Genomic DNA, 26,338 nt, shown 5'->3' with positions numbered 1-26,338 from the left:
ACTCTATTTTAAGGTTGGTTAGGTAGGTAAATATTGATGTTTGGTTTTTTTCAATCGGTTAAAACAAGTTTGAAGCGAACTAGAAAGGAAAAAAAGATATTAAGACTGGTTTTTTTACTTATATTTGCTAACCTATTTTTGTTTACAATAAAGTTCGTTCCAAGTATTACATTTGACAGTTTAGCTGTTAGATCTGATTCGTTCAACTCACTCGGCGATGCCGGATATTCATTCATATTGTTAATCGGTATGTATTATGCCTTAAAACCGGCGGACAATGAACATCCTCATGGACATGAACGTATAAAGCCTTTTCTATCCCTAATAATAGCGATATCCATTATTTTTGTTGGAATATCAATATTGTATCAAGGTATAAACGGCTTAATAGAAGGATCCACATACCAATACACACCACTGTTCATAATAGCTTTAACAATATCGATTCTAGTCAAATTTGGGTTATTCAAATACCTCAAGTATAAAGGAGACCAACTTGACAGCAATGTATTGATAGACGTAAGCAAGGACAGTCTAGCCGATGTATTCGCTTCAATATCAGCATTGATAGGAGTTATAGGTGCTGCATATGGATATCCATTTTTCGACATAATATTCGGTTTAATAGTTTCAATATGGATTTTTAAAACAGGATTCGAAATGACAACCAAAAACATAAACTACTTGGTTGGTGGGGCACCATCGCAAAAAACCATGCAGGAAATAAAAAAAGCATTGAACCAAAAAGAAATAAAAAAAGAACTATATTGTGAAGCTCATTACGTAGGTCCTGAAATACACGTTTACTGTGAACTAGAGGTCCCCTCATCACTTTCACTCATAGAAGCCCATGAAATAGAAGAAAAAATAGAAAAAGAACTCAAAAAAATCAAGGGCGTCGAAGACGCCTACATACACCTAGAACCAGAAAAAAATACAGATAAATAAAAAAACACGAAAATAAATTAAAAATACCCTTTTTTTAAAAACACATAAAGAGGATAGTTACACCATTTGTACCAAACACCAACATAAAAAACAAAGCTTTCAAGAGACCTTCAGTTTCCAATTACACTCTATCTCTCAGCGGCATTACCACAATACCACCACCCCCAACCCCCTAACGGTTTCAACCACACCCGTAACTACCTTGTTTATATCTATAATCAGTATGTTTTGTGAAAACGTTTTGGCCAAGCAGATATCTACTGCTATCTAAACAAACTTTTTCTATGGTTTGTATCTCTATTGGGCTGTAACCTCTCCTAAAGAGGAGAGGTTTTAACCCTGATTAGAGATATACCTTAGTTTTTAAAGCCAGTCTAAGTGGCATTCTGAACATTCAGTGTCTTCATCTACATTGACGTAATGTGTATCATCGTGGGCTTGATGACAATCTCCACAGCTGTACCCTGTTACATTGAATTCTGGGTGGTTTGCTCCGTCTTCACCTATTGAGGTGTGGCATTGAGTACAATATTCGTCAGGTATTTCAACATCTTCAGGGAAATCTCTTTCACCCATTATATAGAACTGGAATGCTTCGTTCATAGCACCAATCACTTTCTCATCGACCACCGACTGTAGGTCATCTCCTACGTGACATTGTACACAATCAGTTCCTTCTTCAATATTAATCATTTCAAATATCTCAACGTGCTCTTCTGCAGTTCCATTTACTGGTGGACCTCTCACAGCATCCCCATAATTAGGGGTTGAGAAAGCTAGTTCGTTTGGAAAATCCATCTCTTTGTGGCAGTCATCACAAAACTGATTTTGACTTGTAAAATCCCAGGCACCTGGAGCTGCTGCAAGCCCAGTAATCACAGCAATAGCAACCAACGCTATACTGAGATGTTTGAAACCAAACCTATCTAAAATTGATTCAGACTCTTTATCACCTGACATTTAATTGTTCACCTCCAAATCAGATTTGCGTTCCTTGAAATAAACAACCAACACCACAACTAAAGCCAAAAAAGCTAGTGCCATTGCCGGTCCAAACAAGAAAACCATCGAATGGGCCGAAATAGGTACAATGAAATATGTTATCAAAAAAACAACTCCAGCTAACGCCAGAATCAACGGTAAGAGATAAGGCTTCTCCTCCTTTTTAAAAAAATTATCTATATCTTTACTACTCAAATTAATTCTCCCTCCTACAAGTGATTTAAAGCATCAACGATGGTTAAACCACCATAATTCTACTTTACTCTAAAGAAGTATATCTAAGAGATAGTTAAAAACCTTTTGTAAAACCAACTATAATTTAAACCAAAATCAACAGAAAGCAATAAACCACAACAGTATGTTAAACTATTTTTTTGTTATAGGTGATAGTTTGTTTAGTGGAAACGAAAAATTCATGTCTTACTTTTTGTTTTAGGTCATTAATGGAAAAAGATAAATAAAGTCAACTGGGATACGGTGTATTGGGTATTTAATAATGGTGGATCCTTTACCTATATTGGAACCTGTTCTAGGGGATTATGCAGGGATGGCAACTCAAGTAATTTATTTTGTTGTATCTTTTTTAGTGATTTATCTATTGGGCAAGGCAGTGGCTATACCTATTGTTACTAAATTGATGAGGGCCAGAGGTCTTGAAGAACATGCTAGGAAACCTATTAAGAAGGTTCTTAGTTTAGCTGTTATTTTCGTTGCTATAGCACTTGCTTTTGGTTTTGCAGGTCTTGGGAACATACTTCTTGCTTTGGCAACTATAGCCGCTGCAGCTACACTCGCAATCGGTTTTGCGCTTCAAGAAGTGATTAAAAATTTTGTTTCAGGTATTTTCATTTTCATTGAAAAACCCTTTAAGATAGGTGACTGGATAATCTGGGGAGACAATTCAGGTGTAGTTGAAGACATAAGTTTAAGGGTAACAAGGTTGCGTACATTCGATAATGAATTAGTAACGGTTCCGAATTCGGTTTTAACCGATACTGAATTAATAAATCCTGTTGCTAAAGATAAATTGAGAATAAAATGTCCTTTTGGAATTGCTTATGATGATGACATAAACAAGGCAACCAAAATAATCTTGGAAGAAGCAGAAAAAAACGAAGGAATAATGAGCGATCCAGAACCTATCGTACGGCTAACAGATCTAGCAAACTCGTATGTTGAACTGCAATGCAATATATGGGTCGCTGAACCAAATAGGCGGACATTCATGAAAGTAAAATCGGACTACACAAAAGCTGTTAAAGAAAGATTCGATGAAGAAGACATAACAATACCATTCCCACAAAGAGAACTTTCAGGAGAGATAACAACACAAAATTAAAAAAATACAACACAAAACCAACCAGTAGTTAGGTTCGTTTTGGTGTGAAAAAATCTGTATAAAAGTCCCGCCTCTCCGATTTGAACGGAGGACCAGTCGGTGTCTGCAAGGTTCTACAGCCGACCGCTCTACCAAACTGAGCTAAGGCGGGACAGTACCCTAATTTTCTTGACAAGTAAATAATATTTTCCCTCAACAGCTAGAAAAAAATCTGTTTCGGTTATTTTTCACTTTTTTCGTAGTTTTTTGGTTCATATCCGCAGATATCTGTCAGGCTGCATTCACTGCAGATAGGTTTTCGGGCTTTGCATACTGTTCTTCCATGTTTGATTAGGTTTATATGGAACTCGTACATTCTTTCAGATGGTACTTGTTTTTCAAGGATTTGATGTGCTTTTTCACGGTTTGTTTTATTAGGTATCAATCCAAGCCTCTGAGTTACTCGATACACATGTGTATCTACAGGGAAGGCGTTTTTATCGAAATCAAAGTTCAATATCACCGCACTAGATTTAGGACCTATCCCTGGTAGGTTCATCAACCATTTTTTAGCTTCTTTTAAAGTTAGTTGTTCTAAAAAATCTAGGTTTAGTTCACCTCTTTCCATGTATATCTTTTTTAGTGATTTCTGGATTCTCTCTGCCTTAATGTTATGTAAACCGGCTACAGAGATTGCCTCAGATATCTCTGATTTATCGGCATTCATTATCTCTTTTGGTGAATTGAAACGTTTATTAAGCCGTCTATAAGCCCTATCCCGGTTTTTATCATTTGTGTTTTGAGATAAAATCACCTGAATTAACGATAGTAATGGATCGTTCCTCTCTTTAGGGTCAGGCTGACCATATCTTTCTTCCAACCGATCCATCGCAGTATTTAACTTTTGCATACAGACAAAATTCCTCCTCCTTAACTATATTACCTACCTAACAACCCTACCATTTTTTTGATATAGGGATGTTATTCCTAATTTCTAATGGATTTGAATTTCGTTTAGGTTTTGTATTTTTTTAGGGCTGTATAGGGTGTGGTAAGTTATTTGAAGTATTAAGTTTAACTAAGTTTTACGTTGTAAGTTTTTATTGGTTGACTTTGTAGGTGTTTTACTTTGCATGACTATCAGAAGATTGATGTAGGTTCTAATTTGATTGAGGAGAATGATAAAGAGGCTTTAGAGGTTAGTAGGGTGCTTGATGATAATGGTGTTCGGTCTTTTGATTTGGTGGGTGCTATCGGTTCTGGGAAGACTTCAATAGTTGAAGAGTATGGTTCTAGATTGAGTGGTGTTGGTGCTGTTGTCGGTGATGTTTCTGGTGATGACGACTATCAGAGGTTGAAGGAGATAGGTATACCTGTTGTTAATTTGAATACTGGTAGGGAATGTCATTTGGATGCACACCTGGTTAAACACGCTATTTCTGATTTACCTTTAAGTGATTTGGATTATTTGTTTTTTGAGAATGTAGGTAATCTTGTTTGTCCAACCGATTTTAAGTTGGGTGCTGAACATCGGATTGTTGTTGTTAGTGTAACTGAAGGAGATGATGTTGTAAATAAACATCCGATGATTTTGAAGACCTCAGACCTACTTATTATAAATAAAATAGATATTGCTGATGCAGTTGACGCTGATGTAGATAGAATGTTAGATGACGCACGTAGCATTAACAGTAATTTAGATGTAATTAAGTTGAGTATGAAGGAAGGAGTGGGTATAGAATATTTAGATGAATTTATAATAAAGTAACTATCTAAAGTGATTATATGAAGTTAGATATTGTATGTTTGTTGTATATTAATTACTGTTAGTTTGGTTTGTTCTGTCGTTGTAATGTTGGTTGTATTTCGAAATGGTGTTCTGAGGCATTTTAATGATTTCTAAGTTCATCGATGTGTTTGAAGGTTTTAAGGACTTTTTCTTTTCTTCTGGTAAGAAGGAGTTAGGTTTTACTTTATTCAAGTTTTTTCTTCCATTTGCTGTTGGTGGCGTTTATTTAGCTGTTATCTATCTTTTTTTCGATTATGAAACAATCTATCCATTGGTTGTTGCACACCTATTTCCTCCTTTTGGGAAGGAGTCTATTATTCCAGCGGGAATTGCTCTCGGGGTTTCTCCAGTTTCTATGGCTTTTTTGATGGCTATGTTGGAGGTTATTGTAGGTACGTTTATGGTTTGGAACTATGATTTATTGAAGGGTATTCCACGTATTGGAGGTTCTATTCGAAAAATTGAGTCTAAAGGGAGTGATAAACTTAGTAGAGTGGGTTGGGCTAATAGGTTTGCTTTTGCTGGAGTTGCTTTGCTTGTTATGGTTCCTTTTCAAGGTTCTGGAACTATCACTGCTTCAATTACAGGCCGTATAATAGGGATGAAAGCACTGGATGTTTGGATGGCTATTGTTGTTGGAGCGATATCTAGTAACTTGTTGATTGCTTTTTTTGCAGATACTTTTATTGCAATATTGCAGGATAATTTGGTGGTTGGTGTGATTCTATTGATTTTTGTTGGAGTTGTGGTTTGGATATTCTTAGATAAAAATAAAAAAGAAGCGGACTGATCTTTGGTTTATTAAAGTTGGTTTTTTGTAGTTGGTGTGTTGGAGTTTTTTAGGTTTTTTAGGTTTTTTAGGTTTTTTAGGTTTTTAGTTTTTTTAGATGTATTTGGTTGCATTGATTATTGGTTCTGGTTTTAGTTTTCGTATTAGGTTTGATTCTACGTATCCGAAGAATGGACATCCGTTGCATTGTTTTGTTATTTGTTTTCGTTTTTTGGTTGTTTGGTTCCATTGTTGTTTGAGGCCTTTGTTGTAGTCGCCTATTGTTTGGTTTTGGCCTCTGCATTTTTTTATTTTTCCGTTGGCTGTTATGTGTAGTATCATGTCTTTGTGGCTGCATTCTTTGATTTGGTATGGTTTTTTTATCATTTTTAGGTAGGTTTTTGAGTTTATTATTGGATATCCTTGTTTTTTGAGTTCTATTAGTTCTTCTATTGTTTTTGAGTGTTTTTTTGGGTCGTTGATTTTTGTTTGGTTCCATGTTTGTTTGTCGATTTCTTTGTGTTTGTATACTGGTTCGAATGAGATTAGTGTGTCTAGTTTGTCTGCTAGTTTTACAAGGTCTGTTAGTTCGTTTATGTTTTTTTGGGTTATTACGCAGTTTATCGATGTCATTATGTCTTGTTTTCTGGCTTTTTTTATTCCTTGGATTATTTTTTTTGGTTCAACTCCTCGGGTTTGGATGTTTGTTTTGATTCCGTCCATTGAAACTGAGAGGTAGTCAAGGTGTTTTAGTTGGTTGGTTTTTTGGGTTAGTAATGTACCGTTTGTTACCATTGCGGTCATTAATTGGTTTTTGTGTGCGTGCTCTAGTATTTCAGATATGTCTTGTCTTAATAGTGGTTCTGCGGCCCACATGTTGTATAGTGTTATTCCGAAGTCGCTGGCTTCGTCTAATAGTTTTTTTATTTGGTTTGTGGTCATTTCGTTTTCTTGTTGCTGTGTTCTCCAGTAGTTGCAGTAGTCGCATTTTAGGTTGCATTCTTGGTTTACTTCGTGTGATAGTACTACTGGTCTTTTTTTTATTTTCAGTTGCCAGATAGATTTTAAGGATAATTTTATTGGGTTCATCTTTATCTTTTAAAGTATTTTGGTTTGTATGGTGGTGTTTTGTTTTTTGGGATGTTTTCTAGTGATTTTTTGTATTCTTGGGTTTCATATACGCATTTTTCTTTGTTTTTACGGTATAGGTGGTGTCTTCTGATTTTTTTCCATATTTTTTTTAGGTTTTGTTTTTTTATGTTTCCGAATGAGATTGGTGTGTGCATGCATGGCATTATCTCTCCTTCTGGAGACATATATAGCCATCTTTTTCCAGCGAAACAACCGAAACAATCCGGTTCTCTTAATCTATAGAATCTGGTTATAAATCTCTCTTCTTTTTCCACCAACTCTCTCTGTAGTTGTGATATCTCTTTTTTTCTTTGATCGGTTATTGTCTGTTTTTCGCTCCAGTTTCCAGTGTCAACTACTTCTTCTATCATCAATTCGAATACGCTGTGTTCTCTGCATAATTCGATTAGGTCTTCTAGTTTTTCTCGTTCTGAGTTTTCAGGTGTGGCGACATATAGTATTGCGGAAGTTATGTTTGTGTTTTCTATCGATTTTAATCCTTCTATAACGCCATTGAAAGCGTTTTTGTTTTGTCTAAATTTGTTGTGGATTTCTGGGTATGGGGAGTCTAGACTGAAATTTAGGTAGTCGAGGCCTGCGTTATCTAGTCGGTTTGCTAGTTTTTGATCTATCTCTAGTCCATTTGTCACAACCATTGTGCTTGCTCTATTGCCTACATAACCTACTAACTCAGTTAAATCATCTCTTAAAGTAGGTTCTCCACCTTCGAATAGTATTTGAGAAACTCCTAATTCTATTGCTTGGTCGATTGTTTTTTTGATTGTTCTGGTAGGGAGTTCTTTGGTTTGTTTGTTAATCATATCTCCAACCAAGCAGTGTTGGCAGTTGCATTGACAGTTCCCTGTAACCATTATAGTTAGGTTTTGAGGTCTATTGATTCCGAAAAACCTTTTGATTTCGGTTTTAACCATATTTTCAAAAGCGAGGCTGGGTATTGGTGGGAAACCTGTTGATAAAATTAATTTGTCTTCATTTATGTGTGAGTTCATTCCCCAAACATATCTCTTTAGTTTTTTTCTTAATGACCCTAAAAACGGTGATAAAGGTCCTTCAGTTACAATGTCGATAGAGCCATCTTTTTTTCTAATAAATTTAAGTTTTATTGCTTTTGTTTTGTAGGCTATGAACTCTTGTGGCATTTTTTTATATCCTCTACCCCTATTAGAGCTTTTTGTAGTCTAAAGGGAGTTCTGAAACGCTGTATGGATTTATGTATTTTTCTCTAAACTCTTTGTCTTGCATTACACAACTATTTTTACCTTTAAATCCATCGAAACCTGTCATTCTTTTCCAAATTTGTTTTAGGCTTTCTTGTTTGATGTTTCCGAACTCTATCGGTATGTATGTGCAGGGGGTTACATCTCCATTATGGATTAGGTTTAACCATCTTTTCCCGGCCATACAGCCAAAGAAATCCTTGGATTCGAAATATCCATTATAAAAAACTCTTGGCCCCGTTTTTTTGTTATTAGCTTTTTTCCTTAGATCGAGTAACTGGTTTCTATGTTCTGAAGACAACATTATCTCCGTGTTGTCTTTATATCCCCATGTTGGATGGCTGTCCCACATCGTTAATTCGTCTACACCTGTTTTTTCAGCAAGTTGATATATCTGTTCGATCTTACCGGTTTCCACTAAACTAGGTTTAACGTGAGTATGCATCGATACGTATAAACCTGCCTCTAAAGCGTTTTTCATCCCACTTATAGCTGATTCAAAAGCACCATCCATACCTCTAGCTTTATCATGTTCCTCGGGTACTGGACTTTTTATTCCAGTTATAACTGCGTGCACACCACTCTCCTTCATTTTATCAGCGTTTTCCTTATCTAAAAGCGGTCCTGGCGTGAAAACACTAACAATACTTTTCTCTTTATCTACGTACTCAATTAGTTCGAACAAATCAGGTCTTAAAAAAGGATCTCCCTCTGCAAACCCAATTGAAACCGCACCTAAATCCTGTGAATCTCTAATGAACCGTTTAACATATTCTGTTTCAAGCTGACTCCCATCTCCCAATATATTGCATTCATCACAATTTAAGGAGCATTCAGATATATTCAGGCTCACAGCTTGCGGTGAATATCTATTCAACAATAAAGCGTTAACTTCATTTTTAACAGCCCTCTTAAACGGCTCACTTGGTATAGGTGGGAACCAACTGCTAACAACAACTGAATCATTCATTACATCAATCGGTTTTTCATCCTCTAAAATTCGGTTAACCCTTCTAACAACAGGTTTAACCAAACTTGATAGAGAACCTCTTCCCACCAAACGAACATTATCTTCTGAGGTATCAAGAAATAACTCCAATCCCTTACGATCCAAAACCGTGATTTCAGACATTATAAATATGTGATCCTTTTACAAAATTAACTTTATCTTATTCAGAAGGTAAGACTCCATCTTTTAGCTCGGAGATACACCGCCAAAACACATTTAACTCCTATTAAAAAGGTATAAACTAACGCAATATGACCCTTATAAGTGGTAGATAGGGCAAGTGCTCGCTACAATAGAAAACAACCTGTCTGTGGAATTAAGGCAACCTTAAAGATAACAAAAACAAGAATAGAAGAAAAATATGGGTCTAGAACTCCATATATCTTCACGCTACAAGCCTAAGCAATTTCTCCGATACAAACTGAAGAAAAAAGTATTTTATCTATAGTAAAAGCGAAGTAAACAAACATGGGTCAGTGGCCCTTGGAACTCTCGCTGTTCCCTTTTGGACATATACAAATCACAGTTGACCATAGTTTGTGAAACACGGAGTGAAAGAGAACCACCAAACTAGAAGGAAGGCTTGCATTCCAGATCAAGGATGATATCACTTCCAAAAAAACTAGTTCAATGGCCTCTTAATCATAAAGATAATTTAAAATATAATGGGTACTATAATGAAAACTGGTTAGGTAAAACTTAAAATCTAAAATACTGATTTTGACATTGGCTCGATAAATAAAAATCAAATAGATATAAGTTGGAGAAACAATTAACCTATGTTGCCTTTTTGGGTATAACCCTTATGTAGGTTTTATTTGATAGAAATTTAGTTTAGTAAGGCTATGCCTTAATCTTGAGATATATTGGTGAATTGGTGATTATATGTCCGAAAATAAATCTAAACGTGTAAGATGTGTTTCCTGTGGTATAACGATTACAGGTCCAGCATACACTTCATTCCCATGTCCGGAGTGTGGGGATGAGGAGATAGCTAGATGCAAGATGTGTCGAAAGCAGAGCAATAAATATGAATGTCCTGACTGTGGTTTCTTGGGGCCGTGATAAAAATGGGTGACGTTGCAGCTAAAATAAAGGTAATGCCTAAAAGCCCTGAAGTCGATTTAGACGAGCTGGAGAGCACTATAAAGGAACTAGTTACGATGGGTAGTGTTAATAAGGTTGAGAGAGAGGATGTGGCTTTTGGTTTAAAAGCATTAATGTTGACCATTGTTGTCCCAGATGGAGAGGGAGGAACAGAGGTTATTGAAGAGAAGTTAAGCGAGGTCGGTGATATTGAGAGTGTACGGGTTGAAGGCGTAAACCGCCTTATGTAACTCTCTTTATATTTTTGTTTGTTTTTTATTCCACACCATAGGTGTATTACAGTTGAGATCACTAGAACGCCGTATTAAGTATGTTTGGATAGCGTATTGGTTTATAGGGTCACTCATACTCGGCTCTATAGGTAGAGCTGTAGATACTTACTACATAGATTCAGGTTTTTATTTAGGAATATTGGTTTTCTTCCTCTTCTTTGTTTTCGGATCGGTATATAGTATATTTAGGTATAAGATATGGGGTTATGAAGTTCGTGACGACTCTCTATATCTTAAAAGAGGAGTTTTCACTAGAGTTAAAACGATTGTTCCATATGCACGGATACAGCATGTTGATACTCAAAGAAGCGTTCTAGAACGAATATTGAACCTATCCACATTAGTCGTCTACACTGCTGGAAGCCGTGGATCAGATGTGAACATACCTGGTTTGGATCCAGAACACGCTGAAAACCTACAGAAACAACTTAAAGAAAAAACAACCGAGTTTGAGTTAGGTGAGGAAGACGCTGTATAAACAAATATAGAAACTCACCTATTTTGGAGGTTGGTTGAAATAAAACTTCATCGTTACTCAGTAATCTATAGGTCTCTTGAGAACCTTTGGGGAATAGCAGTCTTCTTATTCCTTATACTAATAATTGAAGGCCTACCTGTGTTTGAAGAAATACCCGTTTTCCTCACTATCTTGGTTGCAGCGTTTCTTGTTCTAGTTGGATGGAACTATGCTTATTGGAAGAGGTTTGATTTCAAGTTGGATGAAGGTATGCTTGAAATCAAGTCAGGTGTTTTCAGTAGACGTAAAAGAGAGGTTCCATTAAAGCGTGTTCAAAACGTGGATGTCCGTGAAAACATTATACAGCAGGCTCTAGGGATAGCTGAATTAAGATTTGAAACAGCTGGTGGTGGAGCAACGGAAGCTGTTCTCAAATATGTCTCTACCGAAGATGCTGAGTTACTAAGAAAAAGATATCAATATTTTAAAGAGGGTCGTGAAGCCACAACCGAAGCGGGAGAAAAAGACAAATTACTATATGAAATCGACCCACTCGAGATGGGGATTCTCTGCCTAACATCCTACAGCCTAGCCTCCACTATAGCAATCTTCGCATTCATTACATTCATCGTATTCACATTCGAGTTTATACTTGACCTAGGGAGAGGAGTCATCGGTGACAGCATAGTACTAGCTATAGCCTTATTGATATTGGTTTCATTCCTATCCGGCTGGCTTTTAAATGCCGGAAAACAGTTCATCACCTACTTCGACTTCAAATTGTATCGGTCAGGTGACACATTAAAATACAAAAGAGGTTTATTGAAACGATACAGCGGTACAATACCATTGGACAAACTACAAAACATAACAGTCAGGGAGAACGTACTTCAAAGAATAATCGGGTATGCAGCACTCGACATAGACACCGCTGGATATTCAGCTCAACAAAGAGCCGAATCAGGAGCTGAAGTAGCAATCCCAATAACCAAGATAGATAACATACCTACAATAATCAAAAAAATTGAAGGGGTGGAGCTAGAAAGACTGGAAAAAATCGCAGAAAGAGCTATGCAGAGGTACGGAATAAGATACTCAATCCTAGCAATACTAATAACCATACCGATATACCTATTCGCAGAAATACCTCAAACAACCCTAATAATAACAATCATAGTTCTATTCACTCTCGCCCTCACTGCAGCCTACCTCAAATGGATACACAAAGGCTACAAACCACTAGAAAACTACCTAATCACCCGAAACGGGTTCTGGAAAAGACAGACTAAAATAGTTCCCTACTACCGTATACAAAACGTAATCGTGCAGAGCAGTTTCCTACAGAGAAGATGGAAGCTAGCGTCAGTCATACCCGACACTGCAGGCACATACATAAATATAGGTGGAGAGATAATCGCAACCGACCTCGATAAAAACGACGCAAGAGAACTTGGAGACACATTATTCAGAAAACTACAGAAAGCACTAAAAGAATACCGAAAACAAAAAACCCAAGAAAAAACTAATGAAAGCCTGAGTAGTGGTCAAGAGAAAATTGATGAAGTCTAAAAAGGGAACAGCGAGAGTTCCACCGGCCACCCGACCCGTGGTTGTTTACTCAGGGCTATACTCCATATTTTTAGAGAGAGTAATTAGCTTTGTAGCGATATTAAACGATAGAGAAAATATGTTCAGGTAGTGGTAGACGTATGCTTGGCCAAAACGTCTCCACAAAACAACAAAAAAAATCGGGATAAAAAGGCTTTGCTCGAAATCGTTAGGTAGTGGGGAGTAGTGGTGTTGCAACACCGCAGATAATGAGAGTGTAGTTAAACACTAGAAATCTCTGGTACCAACTTCCAAACCATCAGGTTGATGTTTTAAGATATTAGTTATGTTGATGTAATGAATAAGTATCAATGGCTAACATTGTTTTTGGTGTTATAAATGAAAATCGGTAAACTTGGCTCTGACTTATTAGAAAATGATGTAATGCCCTTTCTTGGTTTTAAAAGAGAAGAGGTTGTTGTACATTCTGGTGTTGGAGAAGATGCAGCAGTTGTTAAAATGGGGGATGGCGTTCAGGTTTTATCAACCGACCCGATAACCGGTGCGGATAAAAGTATCGGGCGGCTTGCAGTACATATAGCTTGTAATGACGTAGCAGCGTCAGGCGCAGAGCCCGTTGGAATCCTAGTCACTATTTTGTTCCCTGAATATATAGATGAAGAAGATATACCGTTGTTGATGGAAGAAATCAGTAGTACCGCAGAAGAAATCAATGTCGAAGTCATTGGAGGACATACCGAGGTAACACCTGCGGTAAATAAAACCGTTATTTCAACTACAGCTATCGGTAAAGCAAGAGAAAATAGGTTCCTAACTTCATCTAATGCAGAGGTAGGTGATGCAGTTGTAATGACTAAAACAGCTGGATTAGAAGGAACCGCAATAATAGTAAACGACCACCGAGAACTAGTTGACCATATTCTAAATAAAGATGAAATAAAAAAAGCTAAAAAAATGTTTAACCAGATCAGTGTTATAAAAGAAGGCTTAATTGCAAGTAAAAATAAAGCAACAGCTGCACACGACGTTACAGAAGGAGGTGTTAAAACCGCTGCCTTTGAACTAGCACGAGCATCAAATAAAGGAATAACATTAATAAAAAAAGACATACCTATAGCAAACGTCACAAAAAAAATATGCCAAGAACTGGATCTCGACCCACTGGGCCTGATGTCAAGTGGAACACTACTAATCACAACACCAAACCCAAATAAAATGATAAAAAAACTAAAGAAAAAACAAATCCCCGCAGCAAAAATCGGTCAAATAGAAAAAAAAGAATTTAAAATAAAAGAAAATGGAACCGAAAAAAAATTAAAACCATTAAGAAAAGACGAACTCTACAAACTGATATAAACACAACCAAACCAATAGAGATATCTCAGTTTTGGTTATAAAAATAAAATTACTCATAGTTTTTTAGTTTAGGCACAAATTTCCCACTATTATTTATAACCAGTATATCAGGATCTTTTTCATATCTCTTTTTTATTTTCTTTATCGTTTCTTCTATTCCTGAAGCTGGTTTACAGAAACAGTTTTGTATTACGTTATCTGGCAGTGATGAAACAATATACATCTCGTGTTTTTTTAGAAACTCTAGTAGGCTGTATGTTTTATGGCTACCCAGTGTATAATTTTCTTCTATCTCTTTCATTATTTTTTCGGGATTACCAGATTTTTTCAACCTCTTATAGAATTCAGATGGACCAACTCCCTCACTACATTTACTCACCAAAATTAGAACCCCATTCTCTTTCAACAAACTACGTCCATGTTCAAATCCTTTGAGAGATTGGTATAGGTTTTTATTCAATGGTTCACCAACCTTGGATATAACAACATCGAATTTATCTCTACGATCCATCTCCAATGAATAAAGAGCCTCAGCAGTATCTAAGACACCGTGAAACGAACCCATTACAGTACCAGACTTTAAATCAAAAATACGTTCCCCATCACTAACAACATTTATACCTAAAAAAACCGGCTTCAACTGATCGATAACCATCTGACATCCCTCCACCATATCTAGATGTACAGGATTATCGTCTAAATGCAATACTTTAGCCTTACTTGACAATGCATGTTCATGATTTCTCTCAATTGTTTTATAGTGAGCAACGCCAGGAATAATCGATTTTCTACCACCAGTATATCCAGCAAAATAATGAGGCTCAACAGAGTTTATACATATAACGCCATCGAAATCCGATAAAAAACTATCGATTTTAATAGGTGTACCGCGAGAGGTAACACCAACATCAACATAACTATCATCCTGCGCCCTATGAACAAAAGTCCTATCTTCTAAACCTGAAATACCCCCGACAATTGAATCTAGCTCCCTATCGGTAGGTGGAGAATGACTTCCTGTAGCAACCAAACCACTAAAACAAACAGAACCACCTAACCCAGACAAATCAACATAACTATCAAGACACTCTAAAACTTTTTTGGTAGGAGTATCCCGCTTCAAATCATTCAATATAACCAAAACACTATCTAAATCACTTAAAAAACCATTAACAGACCGATAACCATCAACACAACAATCTAAACGAGAAATCAAACAAGATTCACTAAGAACATCCAACCCAAAATCTGGAGAAACCACCACATCAGAATCAAATTTCATAAACAATATAAATAACATACACAGATAGAATACATTTACCATTGTCTTGATGTAGCTCGAAGAACATCTAAATTTAGGTGTCTACTATTTTCAAAGGAATCAAAAATAAGTTATCTAGAAACCGACTAGCTATAATACCTATCGAAGGCCCAATCGTAGGAGATAGTTCAAGCGGCGGTTTCTCATCACTATTCAAATCACCAATTGCTGAAGCAGAAGAATATATCGACAAAGTAATGGAAAATGACCGTTACAAAGCAGTAATATTCCAAATAAACTCACCCGGAGGATCACCATACAAAAGCAAAGAAATAAGCGACAAAATCCAAAAGATGGATAAACCCACAATAGCATGCATCGGAGAACTAGGGGCATCTGGAGCATACTGGATAGCATCTGCATGCGACCGCGTATACGCCGACAAACTATCAACAGTAGGAGGTATAGGAACACTCTCAATAAGACCCGACTTCTCAGAACTACTCAAAAAAATAGGAATAGAAATCGACGTAGAATCAAAAGGAAAATACAAACAATTCGGAATGCCATTCGCCGAACCAACAGAAGAGGAAAAAGAAGTCCGAGAAAAAGTCCTAAACAACATAAACAACATGTTCACCGAACACGTCAAACAAAACAGAAAAATAAACGACGACGGAGACGTATTCGAAGGCAAAGTATACCTCGGAGAAGAAGCACTAGAAGTAGGCCTAATCGACCAAATCGCAGGAATAGAAAAAGCAATAGAAACAACCAAAAAAGAAACAAACAAAGACCTAACCATAATAGACTACAACAAAAAAATAGGAAAAGGCCCATCAATAAAAAACCTATTCAAATAACAAAACAAAACAAAACAAAACTGTATAGAAACTATGGGTGTGGTTTGAATTACTAGGTAGGTTTTTAAAGTATTGTATTTAAAAATGGATATACTAAGGTTTCTATGGATATCGAGGTTGAATAAATAGGTCAGAGTTGTAAGGCTTTCCTGATTTATTTTTTTTGTTTTTCGGTTAGGCTTGTTTTTCGGGTTTTTTAAGTTTTTAGTGTTTTTCTTAGTGTTTTTTCTGTTTGTTCGTCTATGTTTATTCCTTTTTTTCTGGCGAGAATGAGTGTGGCTGTTTCTTTGTCTATTAATCCTTTCATTTCTTTTTGGATTTTTTGTATTTCTTTTTGGGTTTGTTTTTTGGGTAGGTTTAGTTTTTTGTGGAAGTCGTTGTTTTTTTGTTTTTGGTTTTTTGGTTTTTGTTGTGTGTGTTGTATTTGCTTGATTTTTTGTATTGTTTTTTGGTTTGGTGTGTAGTCTAGTGTTAGTTCGATTTGGTTTAGGTCGTAGTTTGCTTTGACTGTTTCTTCGTTTTCTATTAGTAGGTTGTTTTTTATTGCGGTTTCCATTATTTGTTTGGCTTCGTCTGTTTTGAACCAGTTTAGGTCTATTGATAGTGTGAAGATGAATCGGTTTTTTTCTAGTTCTTTTTTTCCTTTGCGTTTGAATGGGTTGGCTGTTATGTATTTTAGTTCTTTTATAGTGTTTTTCATTCTTTTTCTCCGACTGTGGTTTTACCGGTTGGGTCGTCGATGATTACTTTGATTTCTTTGTTTCCGTTTTTGATTTTTTCTATTTCTTTAAGTAGTTTGGTTTTTTTGTTGTTTTCTTCGACGTATGTGTTTAGGACGTTTTCTATTTGTGTGATTATGTCTATTACTTGGTTTATTGGTTCGCTTTTTGCTGGTCCGGGGGTTATCTCCACTCCTAGTTCGGGTATTTTTAGTGTTGCGTTTGGGGAGCGGTCAACCTCTATATAGAGGTCTTTTTTGGAAGAGACCTCTATTTCTATGAGGTCGTTGTTTTTGTTTTGTGACATTATTTATCGTTTTGTGGTGTTACCGGAAGTCTCCACCACCTATTATTCTTCTGTCTATTTTAACTCCTGCGGGAGTTGCTATTACCATTTTTTCTCCGATTCCAGCGATGTCTCCTCCGACATCTTTTGTTGAGTACTGTATTTCTGTTACTATTCTTTCACGCATTTTTTCGTCGTTCATTATTGCGGATATATCGATTACTACTATATTGCCTGAGTATATCTGTTCTTTAACCAGTGTGGCGTCTTCCATCTCTCTTACTTCTGCGACTTTTATTGATGGACCTTCGTCTTCGACGTCTTGTTCATAATCGATGTTCTCGAGGTCTACATAGTTCTCGAAACCTTTGTAGCGGGTTTTAGTTCCAAATATACTGTCTAAGAAACCATTGGACATTAGGTTGCCTCCAAATATAATTTTACAGCCGTTTTACCTTCAAACTATTTAAATTGTATAGGTTTTTATGTTTAGTGCTGGATGGTATCCATGCTCTAAATATTTTCAAACCACCGTTGTATCGATTTCTGCCTTAAAATGGTGGGTAGGTTTACTACTTTCCTTTTTTTGGCTTACGAATATTATTTTTTCGCTATCGATTTTGGTTGGATATATTCAGTTTTTGAACGGCATTACCATATCTCTCTATAGGTATTTATTTATTTTTTTGTTATTCGGTATTTTTTTTGGTTTTAGGTGGTTTGGGAGAAACTCTATTCATTTGTTGTTTTATTTAGTTGTGTTGGGTGTTTGTGGAGATATTTAGCTAAAGTATTTTGAGGCCTCAAAATTAAAGATTATTCTGAAATAATTTAATGGAGATAATTGGTATGGGTAGTGTAAAAGATCTTGAGGTTTTAGAGAAGCCAACTAAAAACGAGATGGGGATTGGTAGATTTCATTTTTCAGATAGGTATTCTGTTTTTGATTGGGGTGAGATGCCTGATTTGATTGAGTCTAAAGGCGCAGCTCTTTGCATTATGGGTGCTTTTTGTTTTGAAAGGCTTGAGGAGGTTGGTGTTGAAACACATTACCGTGGTTTGGTTCGTGATGGCGAAACTTTTGGGCTTGAAGAGATTGATGAACCAACCGATGTTATGGAGGTTGATTTGACTCGAGTTGTTGAGCCTGGATATGTGGATGGTTATGACTACTCTGTGTATCAAGAGTTTGCTGAAAATGGTGAGGGCAACTTCTTGATCCCTCTTGAGGTTATATATAGGAATGGACTTCCAGAAGGATCCAGTGTTTTCAGGCGTTTTGACCGTGGTGATATAACTCCAGGTGATTTTGGTTTGGAAGAGATTCCTGAACCAGGAAGTGACTTGGATAGTCCGTTGTTCGATGTTTCAACTAAACTTGAAGAAAGAGATCGATATATAAGTTGGGATATAGCTCGTGAGATAGCTGGTTTGAGTAAAGAAGAACTAACTGAGATAAGAGATATTTTAGGTACGGTTAATGAAGTTATAACTAAGGCTGCTGAAGATGCTGGGTTCAAGAACGAGGATGGTAAGATAGAGCTTGCTTTTGACCCTGAAAGGGAACCGATGGTTGTTGATGTTGTTGGAACGCTTGATGAATGTAGGTTCACTTATGATGGGGTTCAAGTGAGTAAGCAAGTGGTTAGAGATTATTATAGGGATACCGAGTGGCATCAGGTTGTTAAGGAAGCTAAAAAAACAGCTAAAGAACAAGGGATCCGTGATTGGAGGGAACATGCAGAGGAACCACCTTCTATTGACCCTGAACTAAAGGATATAACCATAAACCTATATAAATCCGCTGCAAACGAGTTCATAGGTAGGGAGTTATTTGATTCCCCATCCCTTGAAACTGTGATAGGGCGCTATAAAACATATGTGGATAATTGATTAGGAGAATTAGAAAATGGATAGAAACAGGATTAATGATATAGTTTCCAGTTATAGTGATGACATAACGATAGGGGTTCTTGGATCCCATTCAGCTTTAGAGATTGGGCATGGAGCCAAGCAAGAAGGATACAAAACGCTTGTAGTTTGTGAGAAAGGACGTGAGAAAACATATACCGATCATTACTCCAACCTCTTTGATGAGGTTTTAGTGCTTGATAACTTTCAAGATATGGTCAATGAAGAGAACCAGGAGTTCATGAGGGAAAACAACACGATATTCGTTCCAAACAGGTCTTTCAGCGTTTACGTGGGATATGATAATATAGAAGAAGAACTTGAGATCCCTTTACTTGGAAGCAGAAACCTGCTTAGAACAGAAGAAAGAGATATTGAAGGAAACCAATACGATTTATTGGACGCTGCAGGAATAACAAAACCCAAAATGTTCGATTCACCAAGCGATATAGACAGAACGGTCATAGTTAAAGTTCCAGAGAAAACAAGATCTATCGAAAGGGCTTTTTTCTACGCAAACACACCAGAAGAATACCACGAAAAAGCAAATGACCGAATAGAAAAAGGAATAATAGACGCAGACGCCCTAGAAGACGCAACAATAGAAGAATATGTAAAAGGCGCTAAATTCAATGCAAACTACTTTTGGTCACCAATTAAAGAAGAACTAGACCTCTTAGGTTTCGACAGAAGAATCCAAACAGATTTAGATGGAGTACTAGACCTACCTGCCGATGAACAACTTGAATTAGGAGCATCACCACAAAACGTAGAGATCGGCCATATGGGCGCAACAATGAGAGAATCACAAATCGAGATGATATTCGAAGAAGGAATAAAATTCGTAGAAGCATGTGAAAAAGAATACCCACCAGGAATAATAGGTCTGTTCGCCCTACAAGGCGCAGTAACAAAAGAACTAGAGTTCTACGTATTCGACGTAAGCCCAAGAATACCAGGATGTCCATGTGTCGAACCAACATCCCCATACATGAAATACAAATACATGAAAGACGTTGGACCCGGCCGTAGAGTAGCGATGGAAATCGAAACAGCCATCGAAAAAGACGAAATCGAAAAAATAACAACGTGATCCTAAAATGACCAACAAAGACATCCTACAAACAATCGAACAATACGACCAAGAAAACCTAACAATAGGAACCATAGGCTCCCACTCAGCCCTAAACATACTGAAAGGAGCCAAGGAACAAGGATTCAACACACTATGCATCTGCCAAAAAGACAGAAAAATAACATACGAAAGATTCGACGTCGCCGACGAAATAATGGTTGTAGACGAATACGCCGACATGCTATCAAAAACAAACCAAACAAAACTCCGACAAAAAAACACAATACTGATACCACACGGCTCATTCAATGCATACCTCGGAAACAAAGTATTCGACATAAACGTACCCATATTCGGAAACAGAGAACTCCTATCATGGGAAACAGACCGTGAAAAACAACACAAATGGCTAAAAGACTCAGAAATAAAACTCCCAAAAGTAATCGACAAACCCAGCCAAATCGATAACACGGTGATAGCTAAATTCCCTGGAGCAAAAGGAGGAAAAGGCTATTTCATAGCCAACACAGAAGAATCATTCAACCAAAAACTACAGGAAATGAAAGAAAAAGGCCATATAACAGAAAAAGACATAAAAAACGTCCACATCCAAGAATACATAATCGGAGTAAACGCCTACCCACAATACTTCAGATCAATTGTAAACCAAGAAGTAGAAATGATAGGGATGGACCGAAGATACGAATCAACAGTTGACAGCATCGGCAAAATACCCGCAAAAGAACAACTAGAAATCGAATTAGACCCCACATACACAGTAGTTGGAAACATCCCAGTAACAGCTCGAGAATCACTGATACCCGAAATACTACGGATGGGAGACCGCGTCGTAGAAACCTCAAACGAAATAGCAAAACCAGGAATAATAGGGCCCTTCTGCCTAGAAACCGTTTTCACCGAAAACCTCGACATATACACATTCGAAATTTCAGCAAGAATCGTAGCCGGAAGCAACGTCGGAATCGGAACCTCCCCATACGCATACCTAAAATACAACGAAAACATGTACATGGGTAAAAGAATCGCCAAAGAAATAAAAGAAGCAAACCAACAAAACCTACTAAACAAAATCACATCCTAACCTAAAAACCACCCAAAAACCGGGGCACCCCCCAACCAACCCCACTTTATCTCAACAAAACACAAAACAAAGAAATAAACCCACAAAAACCAGTTCTACAGATAAGCAGGGAGAGCTCGTTAGGGCTTAACCATGGGGTGCTGCATAAAATATTCTGCCTTTTTTTCCTCAAAACCCATTTATATCTATAAAAAAAGATTGGTTATGTGGTGTTAAGAGGTTTGGATTTGAATCGTTTTCTAGATAAAATATTCAAGTTACGTTCTGGAGGAAGTGAGATGAGCATGGAGGAGAGGCGGGAGAAACTGGTTGAAAGGCTTGTTGAAAAAGGCCATATCACGGATGAAAAGGTTATACGGGCATTAAAAACTGTGCCTAGACATGAGTTTGTTCCAAAAGATAGAAAGAGAAGTTCTTACAATGACCGGCCGCTACCTATCGGTGAAGGCCAGACCATTAGCGCTCCTCACATGGTTGGTATTTTGGTTGAAAAGTTAGATTTAAATGGTGACGAACTTGTTCTTGAAATAGGTGGTGGTAGTGGTTATAATGCCGCCGTAGTCGCTGAATTACTTGAAGATGGTAGGGTTATATCGATTGAGCGGATAGATGAACTTGCGGATAAAGCTAGGGAAAACCTTGAAAAAACCGGTTATATTGACAAGGTATCCTTGGTGGTTGGGGATGGTTCTAAAGGATATGGTGAGGAAGCTCCATACGACCGGATATTTCTAACTGCAGGAGCTCCAGCCTTGCCAAAACCGTTGGTGGAACAGTTGAAGGATGGTGGGATCATCGTAGCCCCTGTAGGAGATATGAGGTCACAGATATTGGTTGTAGGTAAAAAAAGAGGAAATGAGTTGATACAAGAAGAATGGGGTAGATGTGCGTTCGTACCTTTGATTGGAAAACATGGCTTTAAGCAATAACTCTCGCCGTATTAACTTATTATTACTTTTTTTATCTAAGTGGCCGAGAAGACAACTTACTAACAAGCATAGCAAGTTAGGTGGAGGTGTTCACTGAGCATTTGAGAGGTTTCTATCACTATTTTTTGTTTGGAGGTTTCATATAGATAGCTATGGAGAGTTAGTTTTGGGCTTGATCTAGAAGTAGTCCGCTGGAAACTTCTTTTTTTGTAAAAATAAAGAATTTAGGGGGGTTGATGGTTATTTTATTTTATCCTTTTCTTCTATTTTTTTCATTACGTCTACGGCTTGTTTTTTAAGTTCTTTCATTCTCTCTCGATACTCTTCGTCAGAAATCTCTTCATTTCGATGTTCTTTATCGAGTTTATCCATTTTAGAGAAGATTTCTTCTTTTTCTTGTTCTAGAATTCCTTTTTCACCATCGGTTTTACCGGTGGTTTTTGAGTTGTTTATCTTACTGGTTAAAACATCTCTTTTCCAGTAAACAACCATTGAAGTTAGGATGACTCCAAAAACAACTAGGTATACCCATAAACCGATTTCACTATCTTCTTGAAGGTCTACCATAACTGTGTCACCTATCGATACAGCTCCGTATTCTTCGCTTGCTCCAGCTATTAATGCGTTGTATTGGGTTTCACCCATATCAACTGGTTGTTCTGATTCAAGTAGGTTTGTTCGTTCACCGAAATTTATTGTGTCAGGTTCAGTTAGTATGGCTAATAGTTGTGTTTCGTATAGTATCTCTTTTTCAAATTGATATTCATCGATATCTACATCAAGGTTGTATTCCACAAAGAATTGGGATGATTCACCCGGCTTGATTGTTTCAGTTTGGTTGAGTTCAAGTCCTTCGTCGGTGGTTTTCATCTCTGGATGTGTCATCAATATTTCGGCTTGCTGTGGTATATCGAGTAGTAATGTTCCGTTGAATGTTTTGTCCCCTACGTTGACGAACTGTATTATTTCACCGATATTGAGTCCGCCTTCATCTGGTTTTTCAATCACTACTAAATGGCCTTGACCAGCTATTATTAGGTCGTCTGTTTTGTCTGTTGAGTTGTGAACTGTGAGGTTTTCTGTTGTTTTTGTTTCGTTATCGAATTCGATCATGTTTGATGAATATGTGATGTTGTCGTGTTGACTGGATATTTGGTAGAACCTGCTTGTGTTCAGGTCTTCAAAATTGTATTCACCGAGTTCGTTGGTTGTTGTGTTGTATGTGTCTACTTCGTTAAGTTCATCATTTTGTTTATATTCGTGTAGTGTTACATCTATATTAGGTATTGATGTGTTTTCATGTTCTTGGTCTAGGTATACTGAACCATTTATAGTGCCTAGTTCGTTGTCTGTGGTTTCAGCGATGGCTGTACCGGCACCGATTGTTAGTATCATGAGAAATAGAATTCCGATTATAAAAAGAGGTTTTTTCATTGTTGGTTCCATTGAATTATTTTTATGGTGTTTTCAGGTTTGTTCTAGGTATTTGTTTGCTTGGTATTCACATTAAATTTACCATATTTAAAAAATAACTTTGAGTTTAAATTAAGTATCCAAAAAGTTAAAGAGGATATAGGATGTAGGTTGTTGAGGGAGAAACAACTCTATATTGTATTTTGTTGTGTGTTTTAACTGCAGGAAATAACGCTGTTGTGTGAGGTTCTAAGATGAATTCGATAGCGTTTGCTTTAGGGAAATGCTGTAGCTTGTATTAAGGTAGTTAATTGATTGATTTTGTTGTTTAGTTTTTGATTGGAGGTATATTTATGGATGAATCTAGGTCACTTGATGAGATGGATAGGGAGGAGTTATGTAATTTGTTGAGGGAGAAAGAAGAGCGTGTGGAGGAGTTGGAAAGCCTTGTTAAAAGGATTAAAGCCGATTTTGAGAACTATAAAAAGAGAACCGATAATAAGATAGAGAATGAGGTTTTTAAAGCTGAAATAGATTTTGCAAAAGATCTTCTAGATGCGGTTGATTCATTTAAAGTTGCTTTAGAGATAGGGGAAGTTAGGGATGACGGTTTTTATGAGGGAGTTAAAAATACGTATAGTTTGTTGATCGATTCATTAAAGGAACGTGGGTTAAAAGAGATTGAATCGGAAAACTTTGATCCGAACCTCCATCAAGCTGTAGATCGTGTTGAAACAGATGAATATAATGATGGTGAGGTTGTTGATGTCCTACAGGAAGGATATATATATCAAGAACAGGTTTTGAGACCCAGCCTTGTTAGGGTTGCATTCAATCCTAATGGAGATGAATCAAGTTTAGAAAGTTCTGAAGATACTGAAGTTAATGGAGATGATTATGATGAGTGAAGGTAATGAAAAGATACTTGGAATAGATTTAGGTACAACTAACTCCGCTATGGCCATCGTTGAAGGTGGTGACGCCGATATAATCGAAAACGCCGAAGGAGACCGAACTACCCCATCTATCGTTGGATTTAAAGATGGAGAACGGCTTATAGGTAAGCCAGCTAAGAACCAGATAGTTATGAATCCAGAGAACACAGTGAAATCTATTAAACGCCATATGGGTGAGGAGTACACAGTCGAGCTTGAAGATAAAGAATATACTCCTCAAGAAATATCAGCTATGATTCTACAGAAAATAAAGATGGATGCCGAAGACTATCTCGGCCAGGAGATAAACAAAGCGGTTATAACGGTTCCAGCATACTTTACAGATGCCCAGAGACAAGCGACTAAGGATGCTGGTGAGATAGCTGGTTTCGAAGTAGAGAGAATAATAAACGAACCGACAGCAGCTTCACTTGCATACGGCCTTGGTGATTCGGAAGAAAAAACAATCGCGGTATACGATTTCGGTGGAGGTACATTCGACCTATCGATACTGGAGCTCGATGATGGTATTTTTGAAGTACTCGCTACCTCAGGGGACAACCACCTTGGTGGTGACGACTTCGATGAGAGAGTTATAGATTGGATAGCAGATAAATTTATGGATGAACATGGCGTTGATTTGAGGGAAGAACCACAGGCTTTGCAGAGAATAAAAGAAGCAGCTGAAGAAGCTAAAAAAGAACTTTCAAACAAAAAAAGAACCCAGATAAACATTCCATTTGTTTACCAAGATGAAGATGGAGCGAAAAACATAGATTACAAGATAACAAGAGCAAAATTCGAAGAACTCGTCGAAGACCTCGTTGACAAAACCATAAAACTAACAAAGCAAGGCATAAGTGATGCAGGAATGGATAAAAACGACATAGATGACATACTGTTGGTGGGTGGTTCTACAAGAGTTCCATTAGTCAGGGAAAAAATAAAAAACTATTTTGGAAAGGACCCAAGCAAAAAAATAAATCCAGACGAAGTGGTTGCTTTAGGCGCCGCCATACAAGGTGGTTCACTCGCAGGAGAAGTAGATGACCTCCTCCTACTAGATGTAACACCACTCTCCCTCGGTATAGAGACAAAAGGCGGAGTTTTCACCAAACTAATAGAGAAAAACACTACAATACCGACCGAAGAATCAAAGACATTTACAACCGCTGTTGACAACCAAACCTCAGTAACAGTACACGTTCTTCAAGGCGAAAGAGCAATGGCAAAAGACAACAAATCACTTGGCCAGTTCGTCCTCGATGGAATCCCACCAGCAAAAGCTGGAGTTCCACAAATCGACGTTACATTCGAAATAGATGCAAATGGAATACTACAGGTCTCAGCAAAAGACAAAGGAACAGGAAAAGAACAATCGATAACAATACAAGACCAAGCCAGATTGGACGAAGATGAAATAGAGAGAATGAAAGAAGAAGCTGAAGAATACAAAGAAGAAGACGAAAAGAAAAAAGAAAAAATCGAAGCAATAAACCAGGCCGAACAATTGATCAGAGGAACCAAAAAAGTACTGGACGAAAATGAAGAACTCGTCGATGAAGACATTCGGAAAGACATCAATGAACGAATCGAAGACCTAGAAAAAGAAATCGGTAAAGACGACCCCGAACTCCAGGAAATAGAAAAACTAACTGAAAAGTTAGTGGAAGCATCACAAAAAATAGGTCAAAAAGCCTACGACCAGAATGCAGCCGCAGGCGCTGCTGGAGGAGCCGCAGCCGGACATGCCGCAGGACAACAACAAACACAAACAGGCAGTGAATACGTCGATGTTGACTACGAAGAAGTAGACAGTGACGATGGAGAAAAATAATCTCCATCAAAAAACCTCTTTTTTTAGTTATCCAACTAGAGA

27 protein-coding genes and 1 tRNA gene are annotated in these 26,338 nt (G+C 37.3%); 16 read left to right on the top strand and 12 right to left on the bottom strand.

The annotated features are described in order from the left end of the window. Positions 1–36 precede the first annotated feature (36 nt). The gene (locus tag AMET1_RS00405) at positions 37–948 is read left to right on the top strand and encodes a cation diffusion facilitator family transporter (RefSeq protein WP_086636512.1); all 912 of its coding nucleotides are present in this window, start codon (positions 37–39) and stop codon (positions 946–948) included. Between the two features lie 363 nt (positions 949–1,311). Here the strand turns inward: AMET1_RS00405 and AMET1_RS00400 are convergent, their stop codons facing one another. Together AMET1_RS00400 and AMET1_RS00395 are read right to left on the bottom strand one after the other, a co-directional pair. Then, positions 1,312–1,908 (bottom strand): cytochrome c3 family protein, encoded by a 597-nt coding sequence (locus AMET1_RS00400; protein WP_086636511.1) that lies wholly within the window; start codon positions 1,906–1,908, stop codon positions 1,312–1,314. Continuing rightward, positions 1,909–2,145 carry a hypothetical protein gene (locus AMET1_RS00395; RefSeq protein ID WP_086636510.1) on the bottom strand — a complete coding sequence of 79 codons (237 nt, stop codon included), beginning with the start codon at positions 2,143–2,145 and terminating at the stop codon, positions 1,909–1,911. Positions 2,146–2,443: 298 nt separating this feature from the next. On the opposite strand from AMET1_RS00395, the gene AMET1_RS00390 reads away from it, so the two are divergent. After that, a complete protein-coding gene (locus AMET1_RS00390) occupies positions 2,444–3,289 on the top strand; it encodes a mechanosensitive ion channel family protein (RefSeq protein WP_394334869.1) in 846 nt (281 codons plus the stop codon). Between the two features lie 65 nt (positions 3,290–3,354). On the opposite strand, the gene AMET1_RS00385 is transcribed toward AMET1_RS00390, so the two are convergent. Together AMET1_RS00385 and AMET1_RS00380 are read right to left on the bottom strand one after the other, a co-directional pair. Beyond that, positions 3,355–3,440 (bottom strand) — tRNA-Tyr (locus AMET1_RS00385). Positions 3,441–3,509: 69 nt separating this feature from the next. After that, positions 3,510–4,178 (bottom strand): endonuclease III domain-containing protein, encoded by a 669-nt coding sequence (locus AMET1_RS00380; RefSeq protein ID WP_086636508.1) that lies wholly within the window; start codon positions 4,176–4,178, stop codon positions 3,510–3,512. A gap of 219 nt (positions 4,179–4,397) precedes the next feature. Here AMET1_RS00380 and hypB point away from each other — a divergent pair, with 219 nt between their 5' ends. Together hypB and AMET1_RS00370 are read left to right on the top strand one after the other, a co-directional pair. Beyond that, positions 4,398–5,036, top strand: a complete 639-nt coding sequence (gene hypB / locus AMET1_RS00375; protein ID WP_086636507.1) for a hydrogenase nickel incorporation protein HypB — start codon at positions 4,398–4,400, stop codon at positions 5,034–5,036. A 124-nt stretch (positions 5,037–5,160) separates the two neighbouring features. Continuing rightward, positions 5,161–5,847: a small multi-drug export protein gene (locus AMET1_RS00370; protein WP_086636506.1), complete on the top strand. Its 687-nt coding sequence runs from the start codon at positions 5,161–5,163 to the stop codon at positions 5,845–5,847. Positions 5,848–5,940: 93 nt separating this feature from the next. Here AMET1_RS00370 and AMET1_RS00365 read toward each other — a convergent pair whose 3' ends face one another. The 3 genes from AMET1_RS00365 to AMET1_RS00355 are packed head-to-tail and all read right to left on the bottom strand — an operon-like array spanning position 5,941 to position 9,327. Then, the gene (locus AMET1_RS00365; protein WP_086636505.1) at positions 5,941–6,915 is read right to left on the bottom strand and encodes a radical SAM protein; all 975 of its coding nucleotides are present in this window, start codon (positions 6,913–6,915) and stop codon (positions 5,941–5,943) included. Positions 6,916–6,917: 2 nt separating this feature from the next. Further along, a complete protein-coding gene (locus AMET1_RS00360) occupies positions 6,918–8,117 on the bottom strand; it encodes a radical SAM protein (protein WP_086636504.1) in 1,200 nt (399 codons plus the stop codon). A gap of 22 nt (positions 8,118–8,139) precedes the next feature. After that, complete coding sequence (locus AMET1_RS00355; RefSeq protein ID WP_086636503.1) at positions 8,140–9,327, bottom strand: radical SAM/SPASM domain-containing protein; 1,188 nt, start codon at positions 9,325–9,327, stop codon at positions 8,140–8,142. Positions 9,328–10,089: 762 nt separating this feature from the next. On the opposite strand from AMET1_RS00355, the gene AMET1_RS08110 reads away from it, so the two are divergent. The 5 genes from AMET1_RS08110 (at position 10,090) to AMET1_RS00330 (ending at position 13,965) form a co-directional block, all read left to right on the top strand. Beyond that, complete coding sequence (locus AMET1_RS08110) at positions 10,090–10,269, top strand: HVO_2753 family zinc finger protein (RefSeq protein ID WP_086636502.1); 180 nt, start codon at positions 10,090–10,092, stop codon at positions 10,267–10,269. A 5-nt stretch (positions 10,270–10,274) separates the two neighbouring features. Next, entirely contained in the window at positions 10,275–10,541 is a 267-nt protein-coding gene (locus AMET1_RS00345) for an elongation factor 1-beta (protein WP_086636645.1), read from the top strand. 52 nt (positions 10,542–10,593) lie between these two features. Next, a complete protein-coding gene (locus AMET1_RS00340) occupies positions 10,594–11,061 on the top strand; it encodes a PH domain-containing protein (protein ID WP_086636501.1) in 468 nt (155 codons plus the stop codon). Between the two features lie 30 nt (positions 11,062–11,091). Next, positions 11,092–12,609, top strand: coding sequence for a PH domain-containing protein (locus AMET1_RS00335; protein WP_143406776.1), 1,518 nt, complete (start codon positions 11,092–11,094; stop codon positions 12,607–12,609). A gap of 378 nt (positions 12,610–12,987) precedes the next feature. Beyond that, a complete protein-coding gene (locus AMET1_RS00330; protein WP_086636499.1) occupies positions 12,988–13,965 on the top strand; it encodes an AIR synthase family protein in 978 nt (325 codons plus the stop codon). A gap of 49 nt (positions 13,966–14,014) precedes the next feature. On the opposite strand, the gene larA is transcribed toward AMET1_RS00330, so the two are convergent. Continuing rightward, the gene (gene larA, locus AMET1_RS00325) at positions 14,015–15,247 is read right to left on the bottom strand and encodes a nickel-dependent lactate racemase (protein ID WP_161490684.1); all 1,233 of its coding nucleotides are present in this window, start codon (positions 15,245–15,247) and stop codon (positions 14,015–14,017) included. 77 nt (positions 15,248–15,324) lie between these two features. On the opposite strand from larA, the gene AMET1_RS00320 reads away from it, so the two are divergent. Continuing rightward, on the top strand, positions 15,325–16,089 hold the full coding sequence (locus AMET1_RS00320) for a S49 family peptidase (RefSeq protein ID WP_086636497.1): 765 nt from the start codon (positions 15,325–15,327) through the stop codon (positions 16,087–16,089). Between the two features lie 196 nt (positions 16,090–16,285). Here AMET1_RS00320 and AMET1_RS00315 read toward each other — a convergent pair whose 3' ends face one another. From AMET1_RS00315 to AMET1_RS00305, 3 genes are read right to left on the bottom strand one after another with little or no spacing between them, the layout of a single operon-like run. Further along, entirely contained in the window at positions 16,286–16,789 is a 504-nt protein-coding gene (locus AMET1_RS00315) for a DUF2240 family protein (RefSeq protein WP_086636496.1), read from the bottom strand. Next, positions 16,786–17,115, bottom strand: a complete 330-nt coding sequence (locus AMET1_RS00310; RefSeq protein ID WP_086636495.1) for a hypothetical protein — start codon at positions 17,113–17,115, stop codon at positions 16,786–16,788. The genes AMET1_RS00315 and AMET1_RS00310 overlap by 4 nt, the downstream gene beginning before the upstream one ends. 19 nt (positions 17,116–17,134) lie before the next feature. Beyond that, positions 17,135–17,512, bottom strand: coding sequence for a cell division protein SepF (locus AMET1_RS00305; RefSeq protein ID WP_086636494.1), 378 nt, complete (start codon positions 17,510–17,512; stop codon positions 17,135–17,137). Positions 17,513–17,943: 431 nt separating this feature from the next. Here AMET1_RS00305 and AMET1_RS00300 point away from each other — a divergent pair, with 431 nt between their 5' ends. From AMET1_RS00300 to AMET1_RS00285, 4 genes are all read left to right on the top strand, one after another. Next, positions 17,944–18,987, top strand: coding sequence for a phosphoribosylaminoimidazolesuccinocarboxamide synthase (locus tag AMET1_RS00300; protein WP_086636644.1), 1,044 nt, complete (start codon positions 17,944–17,946; stop codon positions 18,985–18,987). A 16-nt stretch (positions 18,988–19,003) separates the two neighbouring features. Next, positions 19,004–20,098, top strand: coding sequence for a formate--phosphoribosylaminoimidazolecarboxamide ligase family protein (locus tag AMET1_RS00295; RefSeq protein WP_086636493.1), 1,095 nt, complete (start codon positions 19,004–19,006; stop codon positions 20,096–20,098). Positions 20,099–20,105: 7 nt separating this feature from the next. Further along, positions 20,106–21,182 (top strand): formate--phosphoribosylaminoimidazolecarboxamide ligase, encoded by a 1,077-nt coding sequence (locus AMET1_RS00290; protein ID WP_086636492.1) that lies wholly within the window; start codon positions 20,106–20,108, stop codon positions 21,180–21,182. A gap of 227 nt (positions 21,183–21,409) precedes the next feature. After that, positions 21,410–22,111 carry a protein-L-isoaspartate O-methyltransferase gene (locus AMET1_RS00285; protein ID WP_201721214.1) on the top strand — a complete coding sequence of 234 codons (702 nt, stop codon included), beginning with the start codon at positions 21,410–21,412 and terminating at the stop codon, positions 22,109–22,111. Between the two features lie 240 nt (positions 22,112–22,351). Here the strand turns inward: AMET1_RS00285 and AMET1_RS00280 are convergent, their stop codons facing one another. Continuing rightward, on the bottom strand, positions 22,352–23,545 hold the full coding sequence (locus AMET1_RS00280; RefSeq protein WP_143406775.1) for a hypothetical protein: 1,194 nt from the start codon (positions 23,543–23,545) through the stop codon (positions 22,352–22,354). A gap of 332 nt (positions 23,546–23,877) precedes the next feature. On the opposite strand from AMET1_RS00280, the gene AMET1_RS00275 reads away from it, so the two are divergent. Next, positions 23,878–24,432: a nucleotide exchange factor GrpE gene (locus tag AMET1_RS00275; RefSeq protein WP_086636489.1), complete on the top strand. Its 555-nt coding sequence runs from the start codon at positions 23,878–23,880 to the stop codon at positions 24,430–24,432. Further along, the gene (gene dnaK, locus AMET1_RS00270; protein ID WP_201721213.1) at positions 24,422–26,296 is read left to right on the top strand and encodes a molecular chaperone DnaK; all 1,875 of its coding nucleotides are present in this window, start codon (positions 24,422–24,424) and stop codon (positions 26,294–26,296) included. Before AMET1_RS00275 ends, dnaK begins: the two co-directional genes overlap by 11 nt. The last annotated feature ends 42 nt before the right edge of the window (positions 26,297–26,338 follow it).

Origin of the sequence: Methanonatronarchaeum thermophilum (assembly GCF_002153915.1) — an archaeon.
In the GTDB taxonomy this organism is placed as follows: domain Archaea; phylum Halobacteriota; class Methanonatronarchaeia; order Methanonatronarchaeales; family Methanonatronarchaeaceae; genus Methanonatronarchaeum; species Methanonatronarchaeum thermophilum.
Note: the sequence above shows the minus strand (reverse complement) of the source record. Positions and strands in the feature narration are given on the sequence as shown.

Bases quoted from the DNA above. Each gene is read 5' to 3' on its own strand.
- AMET1_RS00405 (WP_086636512.1), top strand. From the start codon at position 37: ATGTTTGGTTTTTTTCAATCGGTTAAAACAAGTTTGAAGCGAACTAGA.
- AMET1_RS00400 (WP_086636511.1), bottom strand. From the start codon at position 1,908: ATGTCAGGTGATAAAGAGTCTGAATCAATTTTAGATAGGTTTGGTTTC.
- AMET1_RS00380 (WP_086636508.1), bottom strand. From the start codon at position 4,178: ATGCAAAAGTTAAATACTGCGATGGATCGGTTGGAAGAAAGATATGGT.
- AMET1_RS00370 (WP_086636506.1), top strand. From the start codon at position 5,161: ATGATTTCTAAGTTCATCGATGTGTTTGAAGGTTTTAAGGACTTTTTC.
- AMET1_RS00365 (WP_086636505.1), bottom strand. From the start codon at position 6,915: ATGAACCCAATAAAATTATCCTTAAAATCTATCTGGCAACTGAAAATA.
- AMET1_RS00360 (WP_086636504.1), bottom strand. From the start codon at position 8,117: ATGCCACAAGAGTTCATAGCCTACAAAACAAAAGCAATAAAACTTAAA.
- AMET1_RS00355 (WP_086636503.1), bottom strand. From the start codon at position 9,327: ATGTCTGAAATCACGGTTTTGGATCGTAAGGGATTGGAGTTATTTCTT.
- AMET1_RS08110 (WP_086636502.1), top strand. From the start codon at position 10,090: ATGTCCGAAAATAAATCTAAACGTGTAAGATGTGTTTCCTGTGGTATA.
- AMET1_RS00345 (WP_086636645.1), top strand. From the start codon at position 10,275: ATGGGTGACGTTGCAGCTAAAATAAAGGTAATGCCTAAAAGCCCTGAA.
- AMET1_RS00330 (WP_086636499.1), top strand. From the start codon at position 12,988: ATGAAAATCGGTAAACTTGGCTCTGACTTATTAGAAAATGATGTAATG.
- larA (WP_161490684.1), bottom strand. From the start codon at position 15,247: ATGAAATTTGATTCTGATGTGGTGGTTTCTCCAGATTTTGGGTTGGAT.
- AMET1_RS00315 (WP_086636496.1), bottom strand. From the start codon at position 16,789: ATGAAAAACACTATAAAAGAACTAAAATACATAACAGCCAACCCATTC.
- AMET1_RS00310 (WP_086636495.1), bottom strand. From the start codon at position 17,115: ATGTCACAAAACAAAAACAACGACCTCATAGAAATAGAGGTCTCTTCC.
- AMET1_RS00305 (WP_086636494.1), bottom strand. From the start codon at position 17,512: ATGTCCAATGGTTTCTTAGACAGTATATTTGGAACTAAAACCCGCTAC.
- AMET1_RS00300 (WP_086636644.1), top strand. From the start codon at position 17,944: ATGGGTAGTGTAAAAGATCTTGAGGTTTTAGAGAAGCCAACTAAAAAC.
- AMET1_RS00295 (WP_086636493.1), top strand. From the start codon at position 19,004: ATGGATAGAAACAGGATTAATGATATAGTTTCCAGTTATAGTGATGAC.
- AMET1_RS00290 (WP_086636492.1), top strand. From the start codon at position 20,106: ATGACCAACAAAGACATCCTACAAACAATCGAACAATACGACCAAGAA.
- AMET1_RS00280 (WP_143406775.1), bottom strand. From the start codon at position 23,545: ATGAAAAAACCTCTTTTTATAATCGGAATTCTATTTCTCATGATACTA.
- AMET1_RS00275 (WP_086636489.1), top strand. From the start codon at position 23,878: ATGGATGAATCTAGGTCACTTGATGAGATGGATAGGGAGGAGTTATGT.
- dnaK (WP_201721213.1), top strand. From the start codon at position 24,422: ATGATGAGTGAAGGTAATGAAAAGATACTTGGAATAGATTTAGGTACA.